Source organism: Streptomyces sp. NPDC053493, from assembly GCF_044544825.1.
Taxonomy (GTDB): Bacteria; Actinomycetota; Actinomycetes; order Streptomycetales; family Streptomycetaceae; genus Streptomyces.
Genome location: NZ_JBITXS010000006.1, coordinates 13091 through 30241, shown reverse-complemented (window position 1 = coordinate 30241; position 17151 = coordinate 13091). Strand labels below are relative to the sequence as shown.

Sequence of the window (17151 nt, the reverse complement as noted above, 5' to 3'; positions counted from 1 at the left end):
GTCTTACCTCCTTGGATGTGACCAGGAACATTTATCGATAGGTCAGCGTGGCACCATGCCGACGGTTGGCGACTCTATGGCGTGTCACCGCTCCGCAGCAACACAATCCGCCGGACCCGGCCCGATGTGTCGGCAACCGAACACCCCGCTGTCAAGGGTGCGCGGGCAGGGAACCGCACGTTTCACGGGTGTGCGAAACGGTTAAAGAGTTACGTTCGAGGCGAGTTGACCGGGCGTCGGAACGTGGCCGGACACACATCGGGCCGGACCTTGCTCGACAAGGTCCGGCCCGGTGCGCGGGGTTGACGGCGGAGGTTGACTCCGGCGTCCGCCGGTGTCAGCCCAGGAGGCTGTTCAGCTCGACGTGGTCGTAGCCGTGCGCCTCGGCGACCTCCTTGTAAACCACCTTGCCGTCATGGGTGTTGAGACCCTTGGCGAGGGCGGCGTCGCGGCGCAGCGCCTCGACCCAGCCGTTGTTCGCCAGCGACACGATGTAGGGCAGCGTGGCGTTGGTGAGGGCGTAGGTGGAGGTGTTCGGGACCGCGCCCGGCATGTTGGCGACGCAGTAGAAGACCGAGTTGTGGACCTGGAAGGTCGGCTCGGCGTGGGTGGTCGGGTGGGAGTCCTCGAAGCAGCCGCCCTGGTCGATGGCAATGTCGACAAGGACACTTCCGGGCTTCATCTTGGCGACGAGCTCGTTGGTGACCAGCTTCGGGGCCTTGGCGCCCGGGATGAGGACGGCACCGACGACGAGGTCGGCCTCGATGACGGCCTTCTCCAGCTCGAAGGCGTTGGAGACGATCGTCTTGACCTTCGTGCCGAAGATCTTGTCGGCCTCGCGGAGCTTGTTGATGTCGCGGTCGAGCAGGGTCACGTGGAAGCCCAGGCCGATCGCGATCTGCACGGCGTTCCAGCCGGAGACGCCGCCGCCGATGACGACGCACTCGCCGGCGTGGGTGCCGGGGACGCCGCCGGGGAGCACGCCGCGGCCGCCGGCCGAGCGCATCAGGTGGTAGGCGCCGACCTGCGGGGCCAGGCGGCCCGCGACCTCGGACATCGGGGCGAGCAGCGGGAGCGCGCGGTTGGCGGTCTCGACGGTCTCGTACGCGATGGCGGTGGTGCCGGACTCCAGGAGGGCGTCCGTGCACTCCTTGGAGGCGGCGAGGTGCAGGTAGGTGAAGAGGGTCTGGTCCTTGCGGAGACGGTGGTACTCCTCCGCGATGGGCTCCTTGACCTTGAGCAGCAGGTCGGCGGTGGCCCAGACCTCGTCGGCGGTGGCCAGGATCTCGGCGCCGGCGGAGACGTACTCCGCGTCCGTGATCGAGGATCCGACACCGGCGTTCTGCTCGATGAAGACCTGGTGGCCGTTGCGGACGAGCTCGTGGACACCGGCAGGGGTGATGGCCACGCGGAACTCGTTGTTCTTGACCTCGCGGGGGATGCCGACCTTCATCGTCGATCACGGTCCTTGAATCAGGGGAAACGGGGGTGCACTGCGATACATACCCGGATGCACTGGCGCGCACCGGGACAGACCGCGGTCGATCGCGGCGCAACCAGTCTAATGAAGGAGTTCCCGCTGTCTAGCCTTGCAAAGCATTAATCTTCGGCGGAAGTGCTGCGGATTTCGTAGGCGGACTGGTCGGTTCCGAGGAGTCTTTCCGCAGCCGAGCGCTGGAGTCGGGCGGCCGCCGGGTCGCCGAGCCGGTCGAGGGTGTCGGCCAGCCGCAGCCGCAGTGCCGCCTGGAGTCGTACGTCGTCGGCGCGGCGCGCCCACTCGACGGCTTCCTCGCAGGTCCGGAAGGCCTCCTCGGGGCGGCCGGCGTACTCCTGGACCCGGGCCGCTTCGCTCAACGCCCGTGCGTAGCCCGGGAGATCGTCGAGCCGGCGGTAGCCCGCGGCGGCGGCCCGCCAGTTGCGCAGCGCCTCGCCGTAGCGCCCCGCGTAGGTGTGCACCGCGCCGAGCCGGCCGTAGAGCCGGGCCTGGTCGGCGCGCTCGTCGCGGGCGAGCCGCTGGGCGAGGGCCCGGGCATACCAGTCACCGGCCCGCTGCCAGTCCCCCAGTTCCTGATACGTGCCACCTACGGATTCCATTGCGCGACCGGTCGCGTACGGGTCATTTGCTGTGCGTCCGGCGTCCAAAGCCGACCGATATCGCAGCAGAGCGTCTTCGTTCCGCCCGGTCCTGGCGTCCAGGTCGGCGAGGTTCAGCAGGGCCGCGGCCCGCTCCCGGTGCAGTCCGCGCCGCTCGGCCACGTCCAGGACGAGCCGGTGCAGCCCGTAGAGGTCGGGAGCGGCCGCCTCGGCGCCCCGGTGCGCGGTGAGCGCCCGGACCAGGGAGGCGATCAGCCGCCGGGCGAGGGTGTCGAGCTCGCCGTCGGCGACGGCGAGCCGGGCCGCGGCGAGCAGCACCGGCCGGCGGGTGTCCAGCCAGGCGCCGGCGGTGGCGGCGTTCGGGAAGCGCAGGGCGCGCGGCAGACCGGCGAGCTTGCGACGGGCCGGGGAGCCCTCGGGTTCGGTGACCGCGCGGCAGGACTGCAGGAGCCGCACGGTCCGCTCCAGCATCCGGGCCCGGGCCAGCTGCACCTCGGCCGGCCGGTCCCGCTCCTCCAGCTCGGCCCGCAGCAGCGGGACCAGGTGCGCGGGCACCTCGTACTGCCCGTCGCCGCCCGGCGTCTCCCGTACGAGACCGAGCGCGGCGAAGTCGGCGAGGGTGGTCGCGGCGGCGGACACGGAGCAGCCGGCCAGGGCGGAGGCGGTGTGGGCGTCGGCCCGGCCGAGCGGGGCCAGGGACAGGTGGCGCAGTATCCGGGCGGCCGGCTGCGGCAGCGACTCGTGGACCAGCGCGAAGGCACGGGCCACCGGGTCGCCGGTCAGTGCGCGCAGCCGCTTGGTGAGGTCGGCGACAGAGACCTTGGGGCGGGCGGCGAGCCAGCCGCCGGCCAGGACGAGTGCGGCGGGCAGTCCGCCGCACTCCTCGGCCAGGCTCTCGGCGGCCTGCGGGTCGACGGTGACGCGGACGGAACCGGTGAAAGAGGTGAGCAGTTCGATGGCCGACTTCGGGTCGAGGCCGCCGACGGTGCAGGGCCGGACGTCCGGGATGCCGGTGAGCGGGCCGCGGGCGACGCCCACGACGAGGGTGTCGGGGTTGTCGGGGAGCAGCGGGTCGACCTGCTCGGCGTCGACGGCGTCGTCGAGCAGCAGCAGCGCCTTGCGGTCGGCGAACGCCTGCCGGACCAGGGCGGCCAGCTCGTCCTCGGCGGCGCCGGGCGGTTCGGCCACGCCGAGCGCGGCGAGCAGCTCCTGGGCGGCCCGGGCGGTGGGCACCGGTTCGCCGCCGGGTTCGGTGAGCCGGAGGCGGAACACCCCGCCGGGGTAGCCGTCGGCGAGCTGGGCGATGAGTTCCTCGGCGAGCGCGGTGCGTCCGGAGCCGGGTTTGCCGGCGATGAGCAGGACCCGGGCGCGGGGCGCCTTGCGGCCGGTCAGGGTGTCGAGCCCGGTGCGTGCGATGTCGGCCCGCAGGGCCTTGAGTTCCCGCTGGCGGCCGTAGAATTGCGAGGCGCCGACCGCTGCCACCGCCTGATCCGTCACGGGCCACACTCCCGTCCACCTGTGCACGATCATCCCGCGGGGGCTCCGCACGGGCGTTCCCGAGCGTAGTTCAGGGCCCGCCGCGGACCCGGCGGAGCGCGGCGGACGAATCCCCCGATCGGATCAGTGGATTGTCAGACCGGCCGCGCTCCTGTCACTCCTTGGGCCCGGCCTAGGCCTCGAAGGGCCGGGCCGGCCACGGCGCCTCGGCCGGACGCAGCGCGTCCAGGCCGTCGCCGGTGCGGGCCGCCATCAGCGACAGCACGCCCACCACCAGGCAGTTGTTGTGCAGCTCGCCCGCCAGGACACCACGCACGAGGTCGGCCAGCGGCACCCGGGCGAGCTCCATGTCGGCCTCTTCCTCGGCGACCTCGAAGCGCTCGCCCTCCGCCTCCGAGAGGTCACGTGCCAGGAAGATCCGCACCGCCTCGTCGCAGCCGCCGGGCGTCGTGTAGACGTCGGTGAGCACCCGCCAGTCCTCGGCCTTGACGTGCGCCTCCTCGTACAGCTCGCGCTGGGCGGCGTGCAGCGGGTTCTCGCCGGGCACGTCGAGCAGACCGGCCGGGATCTCCCACAGCTTCTGCCGCACCGGGTGCCGGTACTGCTTGAGGAGCACGACGCGGTCCTGCTCGTCGAGGGCGACGACCGCGACCGAGCCCGGGTGGACCTGGTAGTCGCGCCGGACGACCGACCCGTCCGGCATGACGACGTCGTCCGTGCGGACACTGGTCTTGTTCCCCGTGAAGGGGGTGTCGGTGGCGACGACCCGCCACTCCTCCGGGGTGTCCTGCACCTGCATCGGTAGTCCTCTCGTACGAAAGCCGGGGCACGGGTCCACGGGACCCGTACCCCGGCAACGTTAACGCCAGTGATCTACTGCGCGGATCCGCCCGTCTTGCGCTCGACGGCCGCCTTCACCAGGCCCGCGAAGAGCGGGTGCGGGCGGGTCGGGCGGGACTTGAGCTCCGGGTGCGCCTGGGTGGCGACCAGGTAGGGGTGGATCTCGCGCGGGTACTCGACGTACTCGACGAGCTTGTTGTCCGGGGAGGTGCCGGAGAAGACCAGACCGGCCTTCTTCTCCAGCTCCGCGCGGTAGGCGTTGTTCACCTCGTAGCGGTGACGGTGGCGCTCCTCGACGTACGGCTCGTCGCCGTAGACCTCGCGCACGACCGAGCCCTCGGCGAGCTTGGCCGGGTAGAGGCCCAGGCGCATCGTTCCGCCCAGGTCGCCGGCGCCCTCGACGTACGCGAGCTGCTCCTCCATCGTCGAGACGACGGGGTGGGCGGTGGCCGGGTCGAACTCGGTGGAGTTGGCCTCGGGGATGTCGGCCAGGTTGCGCGCGGCCTCGATCACGATGCACTGCAGGCCGAGGCAGATGCCGAGCAGCGGCACCTTGTTCTCGCGGGCGTAGCGGATCGCGCCGACCTTGCCGGCCACACCGCGGTCGCCGAAGCCGCCCGGGATGAGGATCGCGTCGCAGTCGGCGAGCTGCTTCTCGGCGTCGGCCGGGGTCTTGCAGTCGTCGGAGGTGACCCACTTGACCTTGACCCGGGCGCGGTTGGCGAAGCCGCCGGCCCGCATGGCCTCGGTGACCGAGAGGTAGGCGTCGGGCAGGTCGATGTACTTGCCGACGAGCGCGACGGTGACCTCGTGCTCCGGGTTGTGGACGCGGTCCAGGAGGTCCTCCCAGACGGTCCAGTCCACGTCGCGGAAGGGCAGGTCGAGCTTGCGGACGACGTAGGCGTCCAGGCCCTCGGAGTGCAGCACCTTCGGGATGTCGTAGATCGACTTGGCGTCGATGGCGGCGACGACCGCGGCCTCGTCGACGTCGCACATCAGCGAGATCTTGCGCTTGATGGCGGTCGGGACCTCGCGGTCGGCGCGCAGCACGATGGCGTCGGGCTGGATGCCGATGTTGCGCAGGGCGGCGACCGAGTGCTGGGTCGGCTTGGTCTTCAGCTCGCCGGAGGGGCCGATGTAGGGCAGCAGCGAGATGTGCACGACGAAGACGTTGTCGCGGCCGACCTCGTGGCGGACCTGGCGGACGGTCTCCAGGAACGGCAGCGACTCGATGTCGCCGACGGTGCCGCCGACCTCGGTGATGACGACGTCGACGTCGTCGGTGGCCATCCGGCGGATGCGGGACTTGATCTCGTTGGTGATGTGCGGGATGACCTGGACGGTGTCGCCGAGGTACTCGCCGCGCCGCTCCTTGGCGATGACCTGGGAGTAGACCTGGCCGGTGGTGACGTTGGCCGAGCCGTCGAGGTCGACGTCGAGGAAGCGCTCGTAGTGGCCGATGTCCAGGTCGGTCTCGGCGCCGTCGTTGGTGACGAACACCTCGCCGTGCTGGAACGGGTTCATGGTGCCGGGGTCGACGTTCAGGTACGGGTCGAGCTTCTGCATCGTGACCCGCAGACCCCGGGCCTTGAGGAGCGCACCCAGGCTGGAGGCGGTCAGGCCCTTGCCGAGGGAGGAGGCGACACCCCCGGTGACGAAGATGTGCTTGGTCGTCGTGGTGTTGGGCGGCATCGCCAAGAGGGGGCTCCCGTGGTCGCGTTCTGGAGGTGCGTTCCGGCGGCCCCTCGGCAAGAATCGGGGGGTGCCGTCGCTGCGGTTTCGGGGTCTTCGGCTGATGCCGTTTCCCACCGGTCCACGGGGTACCAGGGTATCAGCGACATCGGGAGACCGCTTCCGGCCACACGGGGCAAGCGGGTGCACACGGTCCGCGACACGCCGTGTCCCGGCGGCTCCCGCCGGAAGCACGACGAGGCTCCCGCCGGGGCCGCGGAGGGAGGGAGCCGGTGCCCGGACCGGGTGCGGAAACCTTGTTGCCGCCCAGGTCAAGACCCGTTCACCCGAACGGGTCAGGACCATTACAAGATCGACTCTGCCGGGCACCAGGGGGCGTCGTATCCTGCTCGGAACACGCGCTGCCGAGCCGGACCGGCACGGCACCACCCCCGCCCGCCACCGGTACCAGGCTCGTCAACGATCCCCTTGACCGCTGACCAGTAACCGCCGCCCCGCGGGGCGGACGTGGCCGTTCGATCTGGAGTGAAGCACGTGGCCGGGCGCATCGAGGATTACGCACTCATCGGAGACATGCAGACCGCCGCCCTGGTCTGCCGGGACGGCAGTGTCGACTGGCTCTGCCTGCCCCGCTTCGATTCGCACGCCGTCTTCGCGGGACTCCTCGGCACCGAGGAGCACGGCTTCTGGCGGGTCGGTCCCGCCGGCCCCGACGGCGCGCCGGCCGCCCCCGCCGACCGGCGTCGCTACCGGGGCGACTCGCTCGTCCTGGAGTCCGAGTGGGACACCCCGCGCGGCACGGTCCGGGTGACCGACTTCATGCCCCCGCGCGACGGCGCCCCGCAGCTGATCCGGATCGTCGAGGGCGTCAGCGGCCGGGTGCCGATGCGCTCCAGCCTGCGGATGCGTTTCAGCTACGGCCGGGTGGTGCCCTGGGTGCACAAGGTCGGCGACCGCACGGTGGCCGTGGCCGGACCCGACTCGGTCTGGCTGGACACCGCCGTGGAGACCCACGGCAAGAACCTCACCACCTACTCCGAGTTCACCGTCACGCCCGGCGACAGGATCACCTTCACGCTGTCCTGGCAGCCCTCGCACAAGGAGCCGCCGCCGCTGCCGGACCCGGAGGGCTCGCTGGAGGCGACCACCGACTTCTGGCGCGACTGGGTCGAGCACTGCACCTACCACGGCCCCTACCGGGAGGCGGTGGTCCGCTCGCTGATCACCCTCAAGGCGCTCACCTACGCGCCGACCGGCGGCATCGTGGCGGCCCCGACCACCTCCCTGCCCGAGGAGATCGGCGGCGTCCGCAACTGGGACTACCGCTACACCTGGCTGCGGGACGCGGCGATCACCCTCTCCTCGATGCTGCGCACCGGCTACCGCGAGGAGGCCCGCGCCTGGCGGGACTGGCTGCTGCGCGCGGTGGCCGGCGACCCGGAGAACCTGCAGATCATGTACGGCATCGCCGGCGAGCGGGAGCTCGGCGAGGCGGAGCTGGACTGGCTGCCGGGCTACGAGAACTCCGGCCCGGTCCGGGTCGGCAACGGGGCCGCCAACCAGCTCCAGCTGGACGTGTACGGCGAGGTCACCGAGGCCCTGCACCTGGCGCACATGACGGGCCTGTCCCGCAACGACTACGCCTCGCTGCTCCAGATCAAGCTGATCAACTATCTGGAGACCCACTGGGACCAGCCCGACGAGGGCATCTGGGAGGTGCGCGGCCCGCGCCGGCACTTCGTGCACTCCAAGGTGATGGCCTGGGTGGCGGTCGACCGCACGATCAAGCTGATCGAGTCCGGCGACGCCGACGGACCGCTGGAGCGCTGGCGCGACCTGCGCGACGAGATCCACCGGGACGTGTGCGAGAAGGGCTACGACAAGGAACGCAACACCTTCACCCAGTCCTACGGCTCGCAGGAGCTGGACGCCTCGCTGCTGCTGATCCCGCAGATGGGCTTCCTGCCGCCGGACGATAAGCGGGTGATCGGCACGATCGAGGCGATCCAGCGGGAGCTGTCCACCGAGGACGGCTTCGTGCTGCGCTATCCGACGGCCGGCGAGGAGGCGGGCGTGGACGGCCTGGAGGGCGACGAGGGCGCGTTCCTGGCGTGTTCGTTCTGGCTCGCCGACGACCTGGCGATGATCGGCCGGGTCGACGAGGCCCGCCGGCTGTTCGAGAAGCTGCTGTCGCTGCGCAACGACCTCGGGCTGCTGGCCGAGGAGTGGGACCCGCGGCTCCAGCGCCAGGTGGGCAACTTCCCGCAGGCCTTCAGCCACGTTCCGCTGATCGACACGGCGCTGCGGCTGACGGCGAGCGGGGCGTACGGCGGCTGACGCGCCGGGCGCCGTCCGGGGCGCGCGGGACAGGGCGCGGACCTACGATGAAGGTGTCCTGTCCCCCGTACCGAAAGGGGGGCACTCCCATGGCTCCCCAGTCCACCGTCACCGACAGCGCGCTGGCAGGACTGCGCGAGGATCTCGCGGGTGACGTGTACGTCCCGGGCGACCCCGGATACGACGAGGCCAGGGTCGTCTACAACGCGATGATCGACCGCCGCCCCGCCGTGATCGCACAGTGCGAGAGCCCGGAGGACGTCTCCAACGCGGTGCTCTTCGGCCGGGAGGCCGGGCTGCCGATCGCGGTGCGCGGCGGCGGCCACAGCGTCGCCGGCGCGGCGCTCAACGACGGCGGTCTGGTGGTGGACCTGCGGCGGATGCACGCGGTGGTGGCCGATCCGGAGAACATGACGGTACGGCTCGGCGGCGGGGCCACGATGAGTCACCTGGACCGGGCCTGCCAGCCGTTCCACGTGGCGGTGACCGGCGGGCGGGCGTCCACGACCGGGGTCGGCGGCTTCACGCTGGGCGGCGGTTCGGGCTGGCTGGAGCGCAAGTTCGGGCTCGCCTGCGACAACCTGCTGGCGGTGGAGCTGATCACGGCCGAGGGCAAGCACGTGCACGCGGACGCCGAGGAGAACCCGGACCTGTTCTGGGCGCTGCACGGCGGCGGCGGCAACTTCGGCGTGGTGACCTCGATGACGCTGCGGGTGCACCCGCTGCCGGAGTTCAGCTTCGTGCTGCTGCTCTTCCCGGCCCAGGCCGGACCGGAGGTCATCCGGGCGTACCGGGACCTGCTGGAGGGCGCGCCGGACGAGGCCGGCGGCGGCGGGATCTATCTCAACGCGCCGCCCGAGGAGTTCATCCCCGAGGAGCTGCAGGGCACGCTGCTCAGCGGCGCGCTGGTGACCTGGGCCGGCCCGGTGGGCGAGGCGCGGGAGTTCGCGGCGCCGCTGTTCGCGCTGAAGCCGTCGGTGGAGATGGTGACGGACATGCCCTACGCCGACTTCCAGTGCATGCTGGACGACCCGCCGGGCATGCGGAACTACTGGTCGGCCGAGTACCTGTCGTCGTTCCCGGACACGGCGGTGGACGTGTTCTGCGCCCGGTCGGCCGGGATGATCGTGCCGTCGGGCATGCAGCACGTGCTGTTCCCGATGGGCGGTCAGCTGGCCCGCGGCCCGGCCGACTTCCCGGTCCCCTGGCGGCCCGCGGCCTGGGCCGTGCACCCGTTCGGGGTGTGGGAGAGCCCCGCGGACGACGAGCGGGCGATCCAGTGGGTGCGGGACGTCCGCGCGGACGCGCGGCCGTGGTCGATCGGCGCCGTGTATCTGAACTTCACCGGTGACGAGGGCCGGCAGCGGGTGGTCGAGGGCTTCGGCGCCGACAACTACCGGCGCCTCGGCCAGGTCAAGGCCGCGTACGACCCGGACAACGTCTTCCGCTTCAACCACAACATCGTCCCGGCCGCCTGACGCCCCGGAGGGCCGGCCGGGCCGGGCCCCCCGCCCGGCCCTCCGGCGCTCGACGGCCGGTCACCTCAGGGCGGCGATCACCTCCTTGGCGGCCCGCTCGCCCTCGGTGGCGCCGCCTTCCATGAAGCCCTGGAAGTCGTAGGAACAGTGTTCGCCGCCGATGTGGACGTTGCCCTGCGCGGTGCCCTCGTAGCCGGCGTAGCGGTGCAGATAGCCGACCGGCCAGCAGGAGTAGGCGCCGAGCGAGTACGGGTTCTTGTGCCAGGCGGACAGCTGGGCGCGGCCCGTGAACGCCTTGGAGGTGCCCGGGAAGAAGGCGTCGATGCCCTTCAGGTAGCGGGCGGCGAGGTCCCGTACGTACGGGTCGGACTCGGTGGAGAAGGGTCCCGCCGGGTTCAGCGACTTCGCCAGGGTGCCGCCGCCGTACTGCAGCAGGATGCCGCCGGTGCCGCCCTGGACCTTGGTGGTGTCCCAGGTCTGCTGGACCTCGGTGTCGGTGAAGCAGTCGCCGGCCGAGACGCCGGGCCAGGCGCCGGTGCCGCGCCAGGGCCGGGTGGCGAACTGCATGTTGAGCTTGGTGCAGTAGCCCATCCGCGCGTCCCGCAGCAGACTCGTCATCAGCGGGTCGAAGCCGGCCCGGGAGACGTCGAGCCGCTGCAGGATGGGCAGCGGCACGCACAGGATCGTGTGGTCGGCGGTGACGGTGCGGGTGGCGCCCGCCTCGGTGAAGGTGAGCGTCTGGGTGCCGTCGGCGTTCGCCCGTACGGCGTCCAGGGACCAGCCCATGCGCAGGGTGCCGGGGTTGAGGGCGCCGGCGATCGCGTTCGGCAGGCGGTCGTTGCCGCCGACGACGTGGTACCGCTCGTTGGACAGGCCCCAGACGTTGAAGTTGCCGGGATTGGTCTGATAGCCCATCAGCAGGACCAGGGCGAGCGAGGACTGCTCGGCGGTGTCGGCGCCGTACTCGACGTTGTAGGCGACGTCGATGAACCGGCCGAGCGGCGAGGTGTGCCCGCCGGGGACCCGGCGCTCGATCCACTCGTAGAGCGACATGTTGTCGAGGGCGGTGCCGGTGGGCGTGGTCTGGTTCCACTTCACCTCACCCGCGTCGAGCAGGTCGCGGTGGAGCGCCTGGTACACGGCGTTGAAGTCCTCGTCGGCCTGGGCGCGCGGGTAGTAGCCGCCGTTGAACCACAGGACCTCCTCCGCTCCGTTGGGCCCGCCGCCGAGGAAGTCCTCGGTGGCGAGTCCGAAGCGGCGGCACAGCTCCAGGATCTTCTTGTGGCTGGTGTCGATGAGCTCGCCGCCGATCTCGGAGGTCTGCCCGTACGCCCAGTGGGCCCGCTGGGTCCACATCCGGCCGCCGACGCGGCTGGGGTTGGCCTCGTAGAGGACGGGGCTGAGGCCGGCGTCCTGGAGGGTGAGGGCGGCGGTGAGGCCGGATATGCCGGCGCCGACCACCGCGATCCGGGCGGGTGTCACGGCCTTGGCGACCGCCGGTGCGGCGACGGCCGTCCCGGCGGAGACGGCGAGCCCGGCCGCGGCGGCGTACTTGAGGAGGCTGCGGCGCCCGAGGGCGTCGTTCCTCATGCCGCGCAGCTCGTCGACGGGCAGGCCCAGCCGTCGGGCGTCGGCGTGCTCGGCGGCCAGGCGCTTCAGGAGGTGCATCGGGTTGGTGCGTGGCATGGGGCGCTCCTGGAGGTGGGAGGGGTCGGGTCTGCGGGAGGGGTCAGGTCTGCGGTACGGCGGTGGGCGCGGGCTCGGTGCTGGCGTCGGCGCGCTCGACGGCGTCCTCCAGGACGATCCGGCCGATGATCTCGTAGCGCTCGGGCCGCCGGGCCTTGAGGTAGAAGCCGAGGCCGAGGCCGCCGAAGAAGACGAGGCCGACGATCCAGGGGATGGCCTTGAAGAAGAGGGAGTCGGCGGCGAGCCCGGCCGCGGCCTCCATGTTCATGATCAGCAGCACGACCACGGCGATCATGCCGACGCCGCCGAGGAGCGGGGCGGTCAGGGTCTTGAACCAGTGCCGGTCCTCCGGGTGGTTCTTGCGGAAGTAGCCGATGACGGCGAAGGAGCACAGCGTCTGGACGATCAGGATCGCCATGGTGCCGAGGATCGCGAGCAGCGTGTAGAGGTGGATGTACGGGTCCTGGCCGGTGAGCCAGAAGGCGCCGACGAGGACGACGGCGATCACGGACTGCACGAAGGAGGCGATGTACGGCGAGCCGTGCCGCGGGTGGGTGCGGCCCAGGGCCGGGTGCAGGAAGCCCTCGCGGCCGATGGCGTACAGATAGCGGGCGGCGCACTGGTGGAAGGCCATGCCGCAGGCGAAGGAGCCGGTGAGCAGCAGCCACTGGAAGGCGTCCACGGCCCAGGCGCCGATGAAGGACTCGGTGGGCGCGAAGAACAGGTCGAGCGGGCTGGCGGAGGCGGACAGCTTCACCGATCCGGCCAGGCCGTTGCCGGCGATGGTCATCCACGAGACGTAGATGTAGAAGAGGCCGACGCCGACGACGGAGATCAGGGTGGCGCGCGGGATGACCCGCTTCGGGTCGCGGGACTCCTCGCCGTACATCGCGGTGGACTCGAAGCCCACCCACGACCAGAAGGCGAAGAAGAGACCGAGGCCGGCGGAGGCGCCGGTGAAGGCGTTCTTCGGGTTGACCGGCTCGACCGGGATGCCGTCGGGGCCGCCGCCGGAGATCAGGACGGCGGTGGCGACGGCGAAGAGGACCGCGATCTCGGCGACGAGCATCACGCCGAGCGCCTTGGCGGTGAGGTTGATGTCGAAGTACGACAGGACGGCGGTGACCGCGAGCATCACGGCCGCGTAGCCGATCCAGGGCAGGTCGACACCGAGCTGGTCGGCGACGGTCGTCTTGGCGAAGTAGGCGAAGACACCGACGATGGACGCCTCGAAGACGATGTACGCGAGGACGGCGAGCATGCCGGAGGCCATGCCGGCGATCCGGCCGAGGCCGTGCGAGATGTAGCCGTAGAAGGCGCCGGCGGCGGTGATCCGCTTGGCCATGGCGACGTAGCCGACGGAGAAGACGGTCAGGACGACCGTCGCGAAGAGATAGCCGGCGGGCGCGCCGGTGCCGTTGCCGAAGCCGACGGCGATGGGGAGGTTTCCGGTCATGGCCGTGATCGGGGCGGCGGTGGCGACGGCCATGAAGACGACGCCGACCAGGCCGACCGAGTTCGCCTTCAGCCGGTGGACCTCGGGGCTCCGGGAAGCCGCTGGGGTGGTGTTCTCTGCCATGGCGCGAGAGCATCCTCGTACGTGACGTAGGCCACAATCGGCAGTCGGTCGCACAATTCGCGCCACGGGACGACGAGTTGTCGCCCCTCTGTACGAACTGTCCGCGCCGGAAACGCCCCGGTGATGTTCCCGGCACACGGACGCGGGTAGCGTCCGGCTCCATGGAAAGTCAGGGCGGGATCACCGTGCAGCGGGCACTCGAGCTTCCGGGCCTGCGCAGCGGGCTCCCCGAGGTCGTCGCCGGCGCCGACCGGCTGCACCGCACCGTGCGCTGGGTGCACGCGGGCGAGGTGCCGAACATCGCCTCGCTGCTCAAGGGCGGCGAGCTGCTGCTCACCACCGGACTCGGGCTCGGCACCCGGCCGGCCGAGCAGCGCGCCTTCGTCCGCCGGCTCGCGGACCGGGGCATCGCGGCGCTGGTGGTGGAGCTGGGGCCGCGCTTCGCGCGCCTGCCGGCGACGATCGTCGAGACGGCCAGGACGGCCGGGCTGCCGCTGGTGCAGCTGCACCGCGAGGTGCCGTTCGTCGCCGTCACGGAGGAGATCCACACCGAGATCGTCAACGGGCACTACGCGCTGCTCCGGCAGGCCGAGGAGGTCCACCGGCAGTGCACCGAGGCGCTGCTCGGCGGCGGCGGGGTGCCACAGGTGCTGCGGATCCTCGCCGACTTCTCGCTCAACCCGGTCTTCCTGGAGACCCCCGACGGACAGCTGCTCTACGCGGCGGGCACCGAGTCCGAGCCGGCCGACCCGCTCCAGGTGTGGGACGGGCTGCGCGGGCAGCGGGCGGCGCGCGAGTCCGGCCCGCCGACCGGCGCGGTGCTCGTGGACGTGCCGGGCGGCGGTCCGGGCACCGCCTCCGTACGCGCCCGGCTCGTTCTGCTCGCCGTCTCCTCGCCGCTCTCGCCCGTGCACCGGATGGCCGCCGAGCGGGCGGCGGGGCTGCTCGCGGTCGTGCTGATGCAGGCCCGGCAGGAGGAGGAGCTGGCCGCCCGCGGCCGCGGCGACTTCCTCACCGACCTCGCCGAGGGCCGCATCTCGGCCGAGGATGCGCCCGCCCAGGCCCGGGTCCTCGGCTTCAAGCCCGGCGACGGTCCGCTGCTGCCGGTCGTCATGCGGCTCGCCTCCGAACTGTCCCCGTCCGGCAACTGGGCACTGCTCGCCCGGGCGGTGCTGGAGGAGCTGTCCGCGGTGGGCGTGCCCGTGCTGCTCGGCGTCCGGCCCGTGGAAGGCCGGGTGCCGCTGCTGCTGGGCCTGCGCTCGGAGACGGAGCGCACGGCGGTCGCGGACCGGGTCGCGGCGGCGCTGCGGGCCGGTGTGGAGCGGGCCGGTCTCGAGCGGTCGGGCGTCCACCCGCCGGTCGTGGTGGTCGGCGTCGCCGGCAGCTGGGCGGCGGCCTCGGCGGGGCTGCGGCACGCCGCGGAGACGGCGACCGCGGCGCAGGGGCTGAGCGACCTGCCCTGGTACGACGCCCGGCGTCTGGACACGGAGCTGCTGCTGTGGCGGCTGCGCGACCATCCGGACCTGGCCGCCTTCGTGGACCGGGCGATCGGTCCGCTGCGCGACCACGACCGCACCTCACGGCCGCCGCTGCTGCCGACCCTGGAGACCTATCTCGCGCACGCCGGCCGCAAGGCGGAGACGGCCCGCGAACTCCACCTCAACCGCCAGACGCTCTACAACCGCCTGGCTCGCATATCGGAACTCCTCGGCACGGACCTGGACGACCCGCAGACGGTCCTGGCCCTGTCACTGGCGCTGCGGGCGCGACGGCACACGACGTAGGGACCGGTGCGCGGGGGCGTGCGTTCCGCGGGACGCACGCCCCCGCGCGGGCTGCTCCGTCGCCCGTCCCGGGCGTGCGTTCCGCGGGGCGGATGCCCGCGACGCAGCGGCCCGCCTCAGCGCTGCGTCAGCTCGTCGTACACGCTCAGCACGTGCGCGATCGTCTCGTCCTCCGTCGGCCAGGTCCGCGCCTGCATCCGTCCCGCCGCCGCCAGGTCGAGCCGCCGTTCGGCGTCCTCGACCAGGGCCCGGACCGTGGCCGCGAGGGCGTCCGCGTCGCCGTACGGAACGAGTTCGGCCGCGTCGCCGACCAGCTCCGGCACGCCGCCCACGGCCGTCGCGACGAGCGGCACGCCGAGGCGCAGGGCCTCCTGCGCGAGCAGCGAGCGGGCCTCCCAGCGGGAGGGCAGGACGGCGACGTCGGCCGCGGCGAGGAGTTCGGCGACGTCCTCGCGGCGCCCGATGAGCCGCACCGCGAGCCGCTCCGTCTCGATCCGCCGCTGCAGGGCCGGCCGTTCGGAGCCCTCGCCCGCGATCACCAGCAGCGGCTGCGGGTCGAGGTCCCGCCACACCCGCGCCGCGTCGAGCAGCATCCCGTACCCGCGGCCCGGTTCCAGCGCGCCGACCGCCATCAGCAACGGCCGGTCCACGGCGCCGAGTTCGGCCCGCGCCTTGCCGTCGTGGAGGCAGACCGGCGCGCGGGAGGCCGGTACGGTCACCGGCGCGAGCCGCGCGTCGCGGGCGCCGCGCCGCCGGGCCCGGTCGACGAGTTCGGAGGACGTGGCGAGGACGACGGCGGCCGCCCGCACGGTCCTGCGCTCCAGCAGGCGTACGAGTCCGGCGCGCGCGCCCGCCACCTGGCTGCGGGTGTGCCAGGTGGTGACCAGCGGGACGCGCGGCGCGGCGGCGCCGGCCAGCGCGAGCGAGGCCCGCACCGAGGCGTCCAGACCGTGCGCGTGGACGACGTCCGCGCCGATGCAGGCGTTGCGGAGCGCGGCGACGGTCGCGGGACCGCCGCGGCGCGGTACGGCTACGACGTGGGCGCCGGCACCGGCGAAGTCGTAGACGTGGTCGAGTTCGGCAGGGGCGCACACGGTCACGCGCACGCCCCTTGCCACGAGCCCCGAGGCGAGCGACCTGACGTGTGCGCTGCTTCCCGCGCTGCCGCCGCCCAGCACTTGGACCGTACGGAGCTGTGTCACGCGCCAAGGATGCCAGTCCGTACGCACGTTCCGGCACCGAAGTGACCGCCTTGCCGTGTCGCCGCGCCAACTTACCGGCCGGGATCACTCACATGGGTGAGCGCGCGAGCTCGCTGACCCGCTCCCCGTACACCGCCGCGGCGACGAGCCCGGCCGCGTGGGCCACGAGGCCGAGCCGCCCGTTGCCCGTGGCGACGGCGACACCGACGGCCGCGCCGAGCGCGTGCGCGCCGGTGTCGCCGAGCATCGTCCGCTCCCCCAGGTCGTCGGCGAGAACGGCGGCCACGGCGCCCATCGGAGCGGCGGCCTGCGCCCCGCGCAGCAGCCCGGGCGCCGCGATCCCGAGCACGGCGAGCCCGGCCCGGCCCGGCGCCACGTCCACCAGGTTGACGAGATGCGCCGTGCCGGCGATCACCACACCGGCGAGGACCTTGTCGAGCGGCCGTTCCTTCAGCAGCGCGCCGGCCACCAGCCCGGCCGCGCCGATCCCGAACAGCTTCACCGCCCCGCTGGTCACCTCGCCGTCCCGCAGCGCCGCCAGATGCGCCCGGAAGCCGCGCCGCTCGTCACCGCGCACGTCGTCGTAGGCCCCGCACGCCCCGGCCGCGAGCACGGCGAACGCCCCGGCCCCGCTCCCGGCGCCGGCCGCGGCACCCAGCACGGCCGCCGGTCCCGCGTACAGCCCGACGCTCCGCCCGGAGCGGTTCGTCCGCTCCCACCGCGGGTCCCGCACCCGCCGCAACCCCTCGTACACGACCCGCGTCACCCCGGCGGCCACCGCCAGCGAAGCGGCCCTGCCGCCTGTCCTGATCATGACGCTCAGCCTAACGGCGTGTCAGTGGCGGCTGACAGGCTGTCGGCAGCAGGCGACACGGGGAGGGGACATGGCGAAGAAGCCGCGGCAGCGGCTGGAAGGACGAGTAGTTCACCTCGGCCCGCCGGAAGCCGCCCGACGGAAGCCG

At 72.5% G+C, this 17151-nt stretch carries 11 protein-coding genes; 3 read left to right on the top strand and 8 right to left on the bottom strand.

Features of this window, described 5'->3' with window-relative positions; genetic code table 11:
* Positions 1-337 precede the first annotated feature (337 nt).
* The 4 genes from ald to ACIGO8_RS18670 form a co-directional block, all read right to left on the bottom strand.
* Entirely contained in the window at positions 338-1453 is a 1116-nt protein-coding gene (ald, locus tag ACIGO8_RS18685; RefSeq protein WP_399731390.1) for an alanine dehydrogenase, read from the bottom strand.
* A gap of 146 nt (positions 1454-1599) precedes the next feature.
* Positions 1600-3591: a tetratricopeptide repeat protein gene (locus tag ACIGO8_RS18680; RefSeq protein WP_399731387.1), complete on the bottom strand. Its 1992-nt coding sequence runs from the start codon at positions 3589-3591 to the stop codon at positions 1600-1602.
* Between the two features lie 172 nt (positions 3592-3763).
* Complete coding sequence (locus ACIGO8_RS18675; RefSeq protein WP_399731384.1) at positions 3764-4390, bottom strand: NUDIX domain-containing protein; 627 nt, start codon at positions 4388-4390, stop codon at positions 3764-3766.
* Between the two features lie 74 nt (positions 4391-4464).
* Complete coding sequence (locus ACIGO8_RS18670) at positions 4465-6123, bottom strand: CTP synthase (protein WP_399732393.1); 1659 nt, start codon at positions 6121-6123, stop codon at positions 4465-4467.
* Between the two features lie 534 nt (positions 6124-6657).
* Here ACIGO8_RS18670 and ACIGO8_RS18665 point away from each other — a divergent pair.
* Both ACIGO8_RS18665 and ACIGO8_RS18660 read left to right on the top strand, forming a co-directional pair.
* On the top strand, positions 6658-8460 hold the full coding sequence (locus tag ACIGO8_RS18665; RefSeq protein WP_399731380.1) for a glycoside hydrolase family 15 protein: 1803 nt from the start codon (positions 6658-6660) through the stop codon (positions 8458-8460).
* Positions 8461-8549: 89 nt separating this feature from the next.
* Positions 8550-9938, top strand: a complete 1389-nt coding sequence (locus ACIGO8_RS18660; RefSeq protein WP_399731377.1) for an FAD-binding protein — start codon at positions 8550-8552, stop codon at positions 9936-9938.
* A gap of 60 nt (positions 9939-9998) precedes the next feature.
* Here ACIGO8_RS18660 and ACIGO8_RS18655 read toward each other — a convergent pair whose 3' ends face one another.
* Both ACIGO8_RS18655 and ACIGO8_RS18650 read right to left on the bottom strand, forming a co-directional pair.
* On the bottom strand, positions 9999-11624 hold the full coding sequence (locus ACIGO8_RS18655; protein ID WP_399731374.1) for a flavin monoamine oxidase family protein: 1626 nt from the start codon (positions 11622-11624) through the stop codon (positions 9999-10001).
* Between the two features lie 43 nt (positions 11625-11667).
* Positions 11668-13203 carry an APC family permease gene (locus ACIGO8_RS18650; RefSeq protein WP_399731371.1) on the bottom strand — a complete coding sequence of 512 codons (1536 nt, stop codon included), beginning with the start codon at positions 13201-13203 and terminating at the stop codon, positions 11668-11670.
* A 161-nt stretch (positions 13204-13364) separates the two neighbouring features.
* Between ACIGO8_RS18650 and ACIGO8_RS18645 the strand changes: the two genes are divergently transcribed.
* Complete coding sequence (locus ACIGO8_RS18645; protein ID WP_399731369.1) at positions 13365-14987, top strand: PucR family transcriptional regulator; 1623 nt, start codon at positions 13365-13367, stop codon at positions 14985-14987.
* Positions 14988-15103: 116 nt separating this feature from the next.
* Here the strand turns inward: ACIGO8_RS18645 and ACIGO8_RS18640 are convergent, their stop codons facing one another.
* On the bottom strand, positions 15104-16189 hold the full coding sequence (locus tag ACIGO8_RS18640) for a glycosyltransferase family 4 protein (RefSeq protein ID WP_399731366.1): 1086 nt from the start codon (positions 16187-16189) through the stop codon (positions 15104-15106).
* Between the two features lie 88 nt (positions 16190-16277).
* Positions 16278-17003: a hypothetical protein gene (locus ACIGO8_RS18635; protein WP_399731363.1), complete on the bottom strand. Its 726-nt coding sequence runs from the start codon at positions 17001-17003 to the stop codon at positions 16278-16280.
* Positions 17004-17151 lie beyond the last annotated feature (148 nt).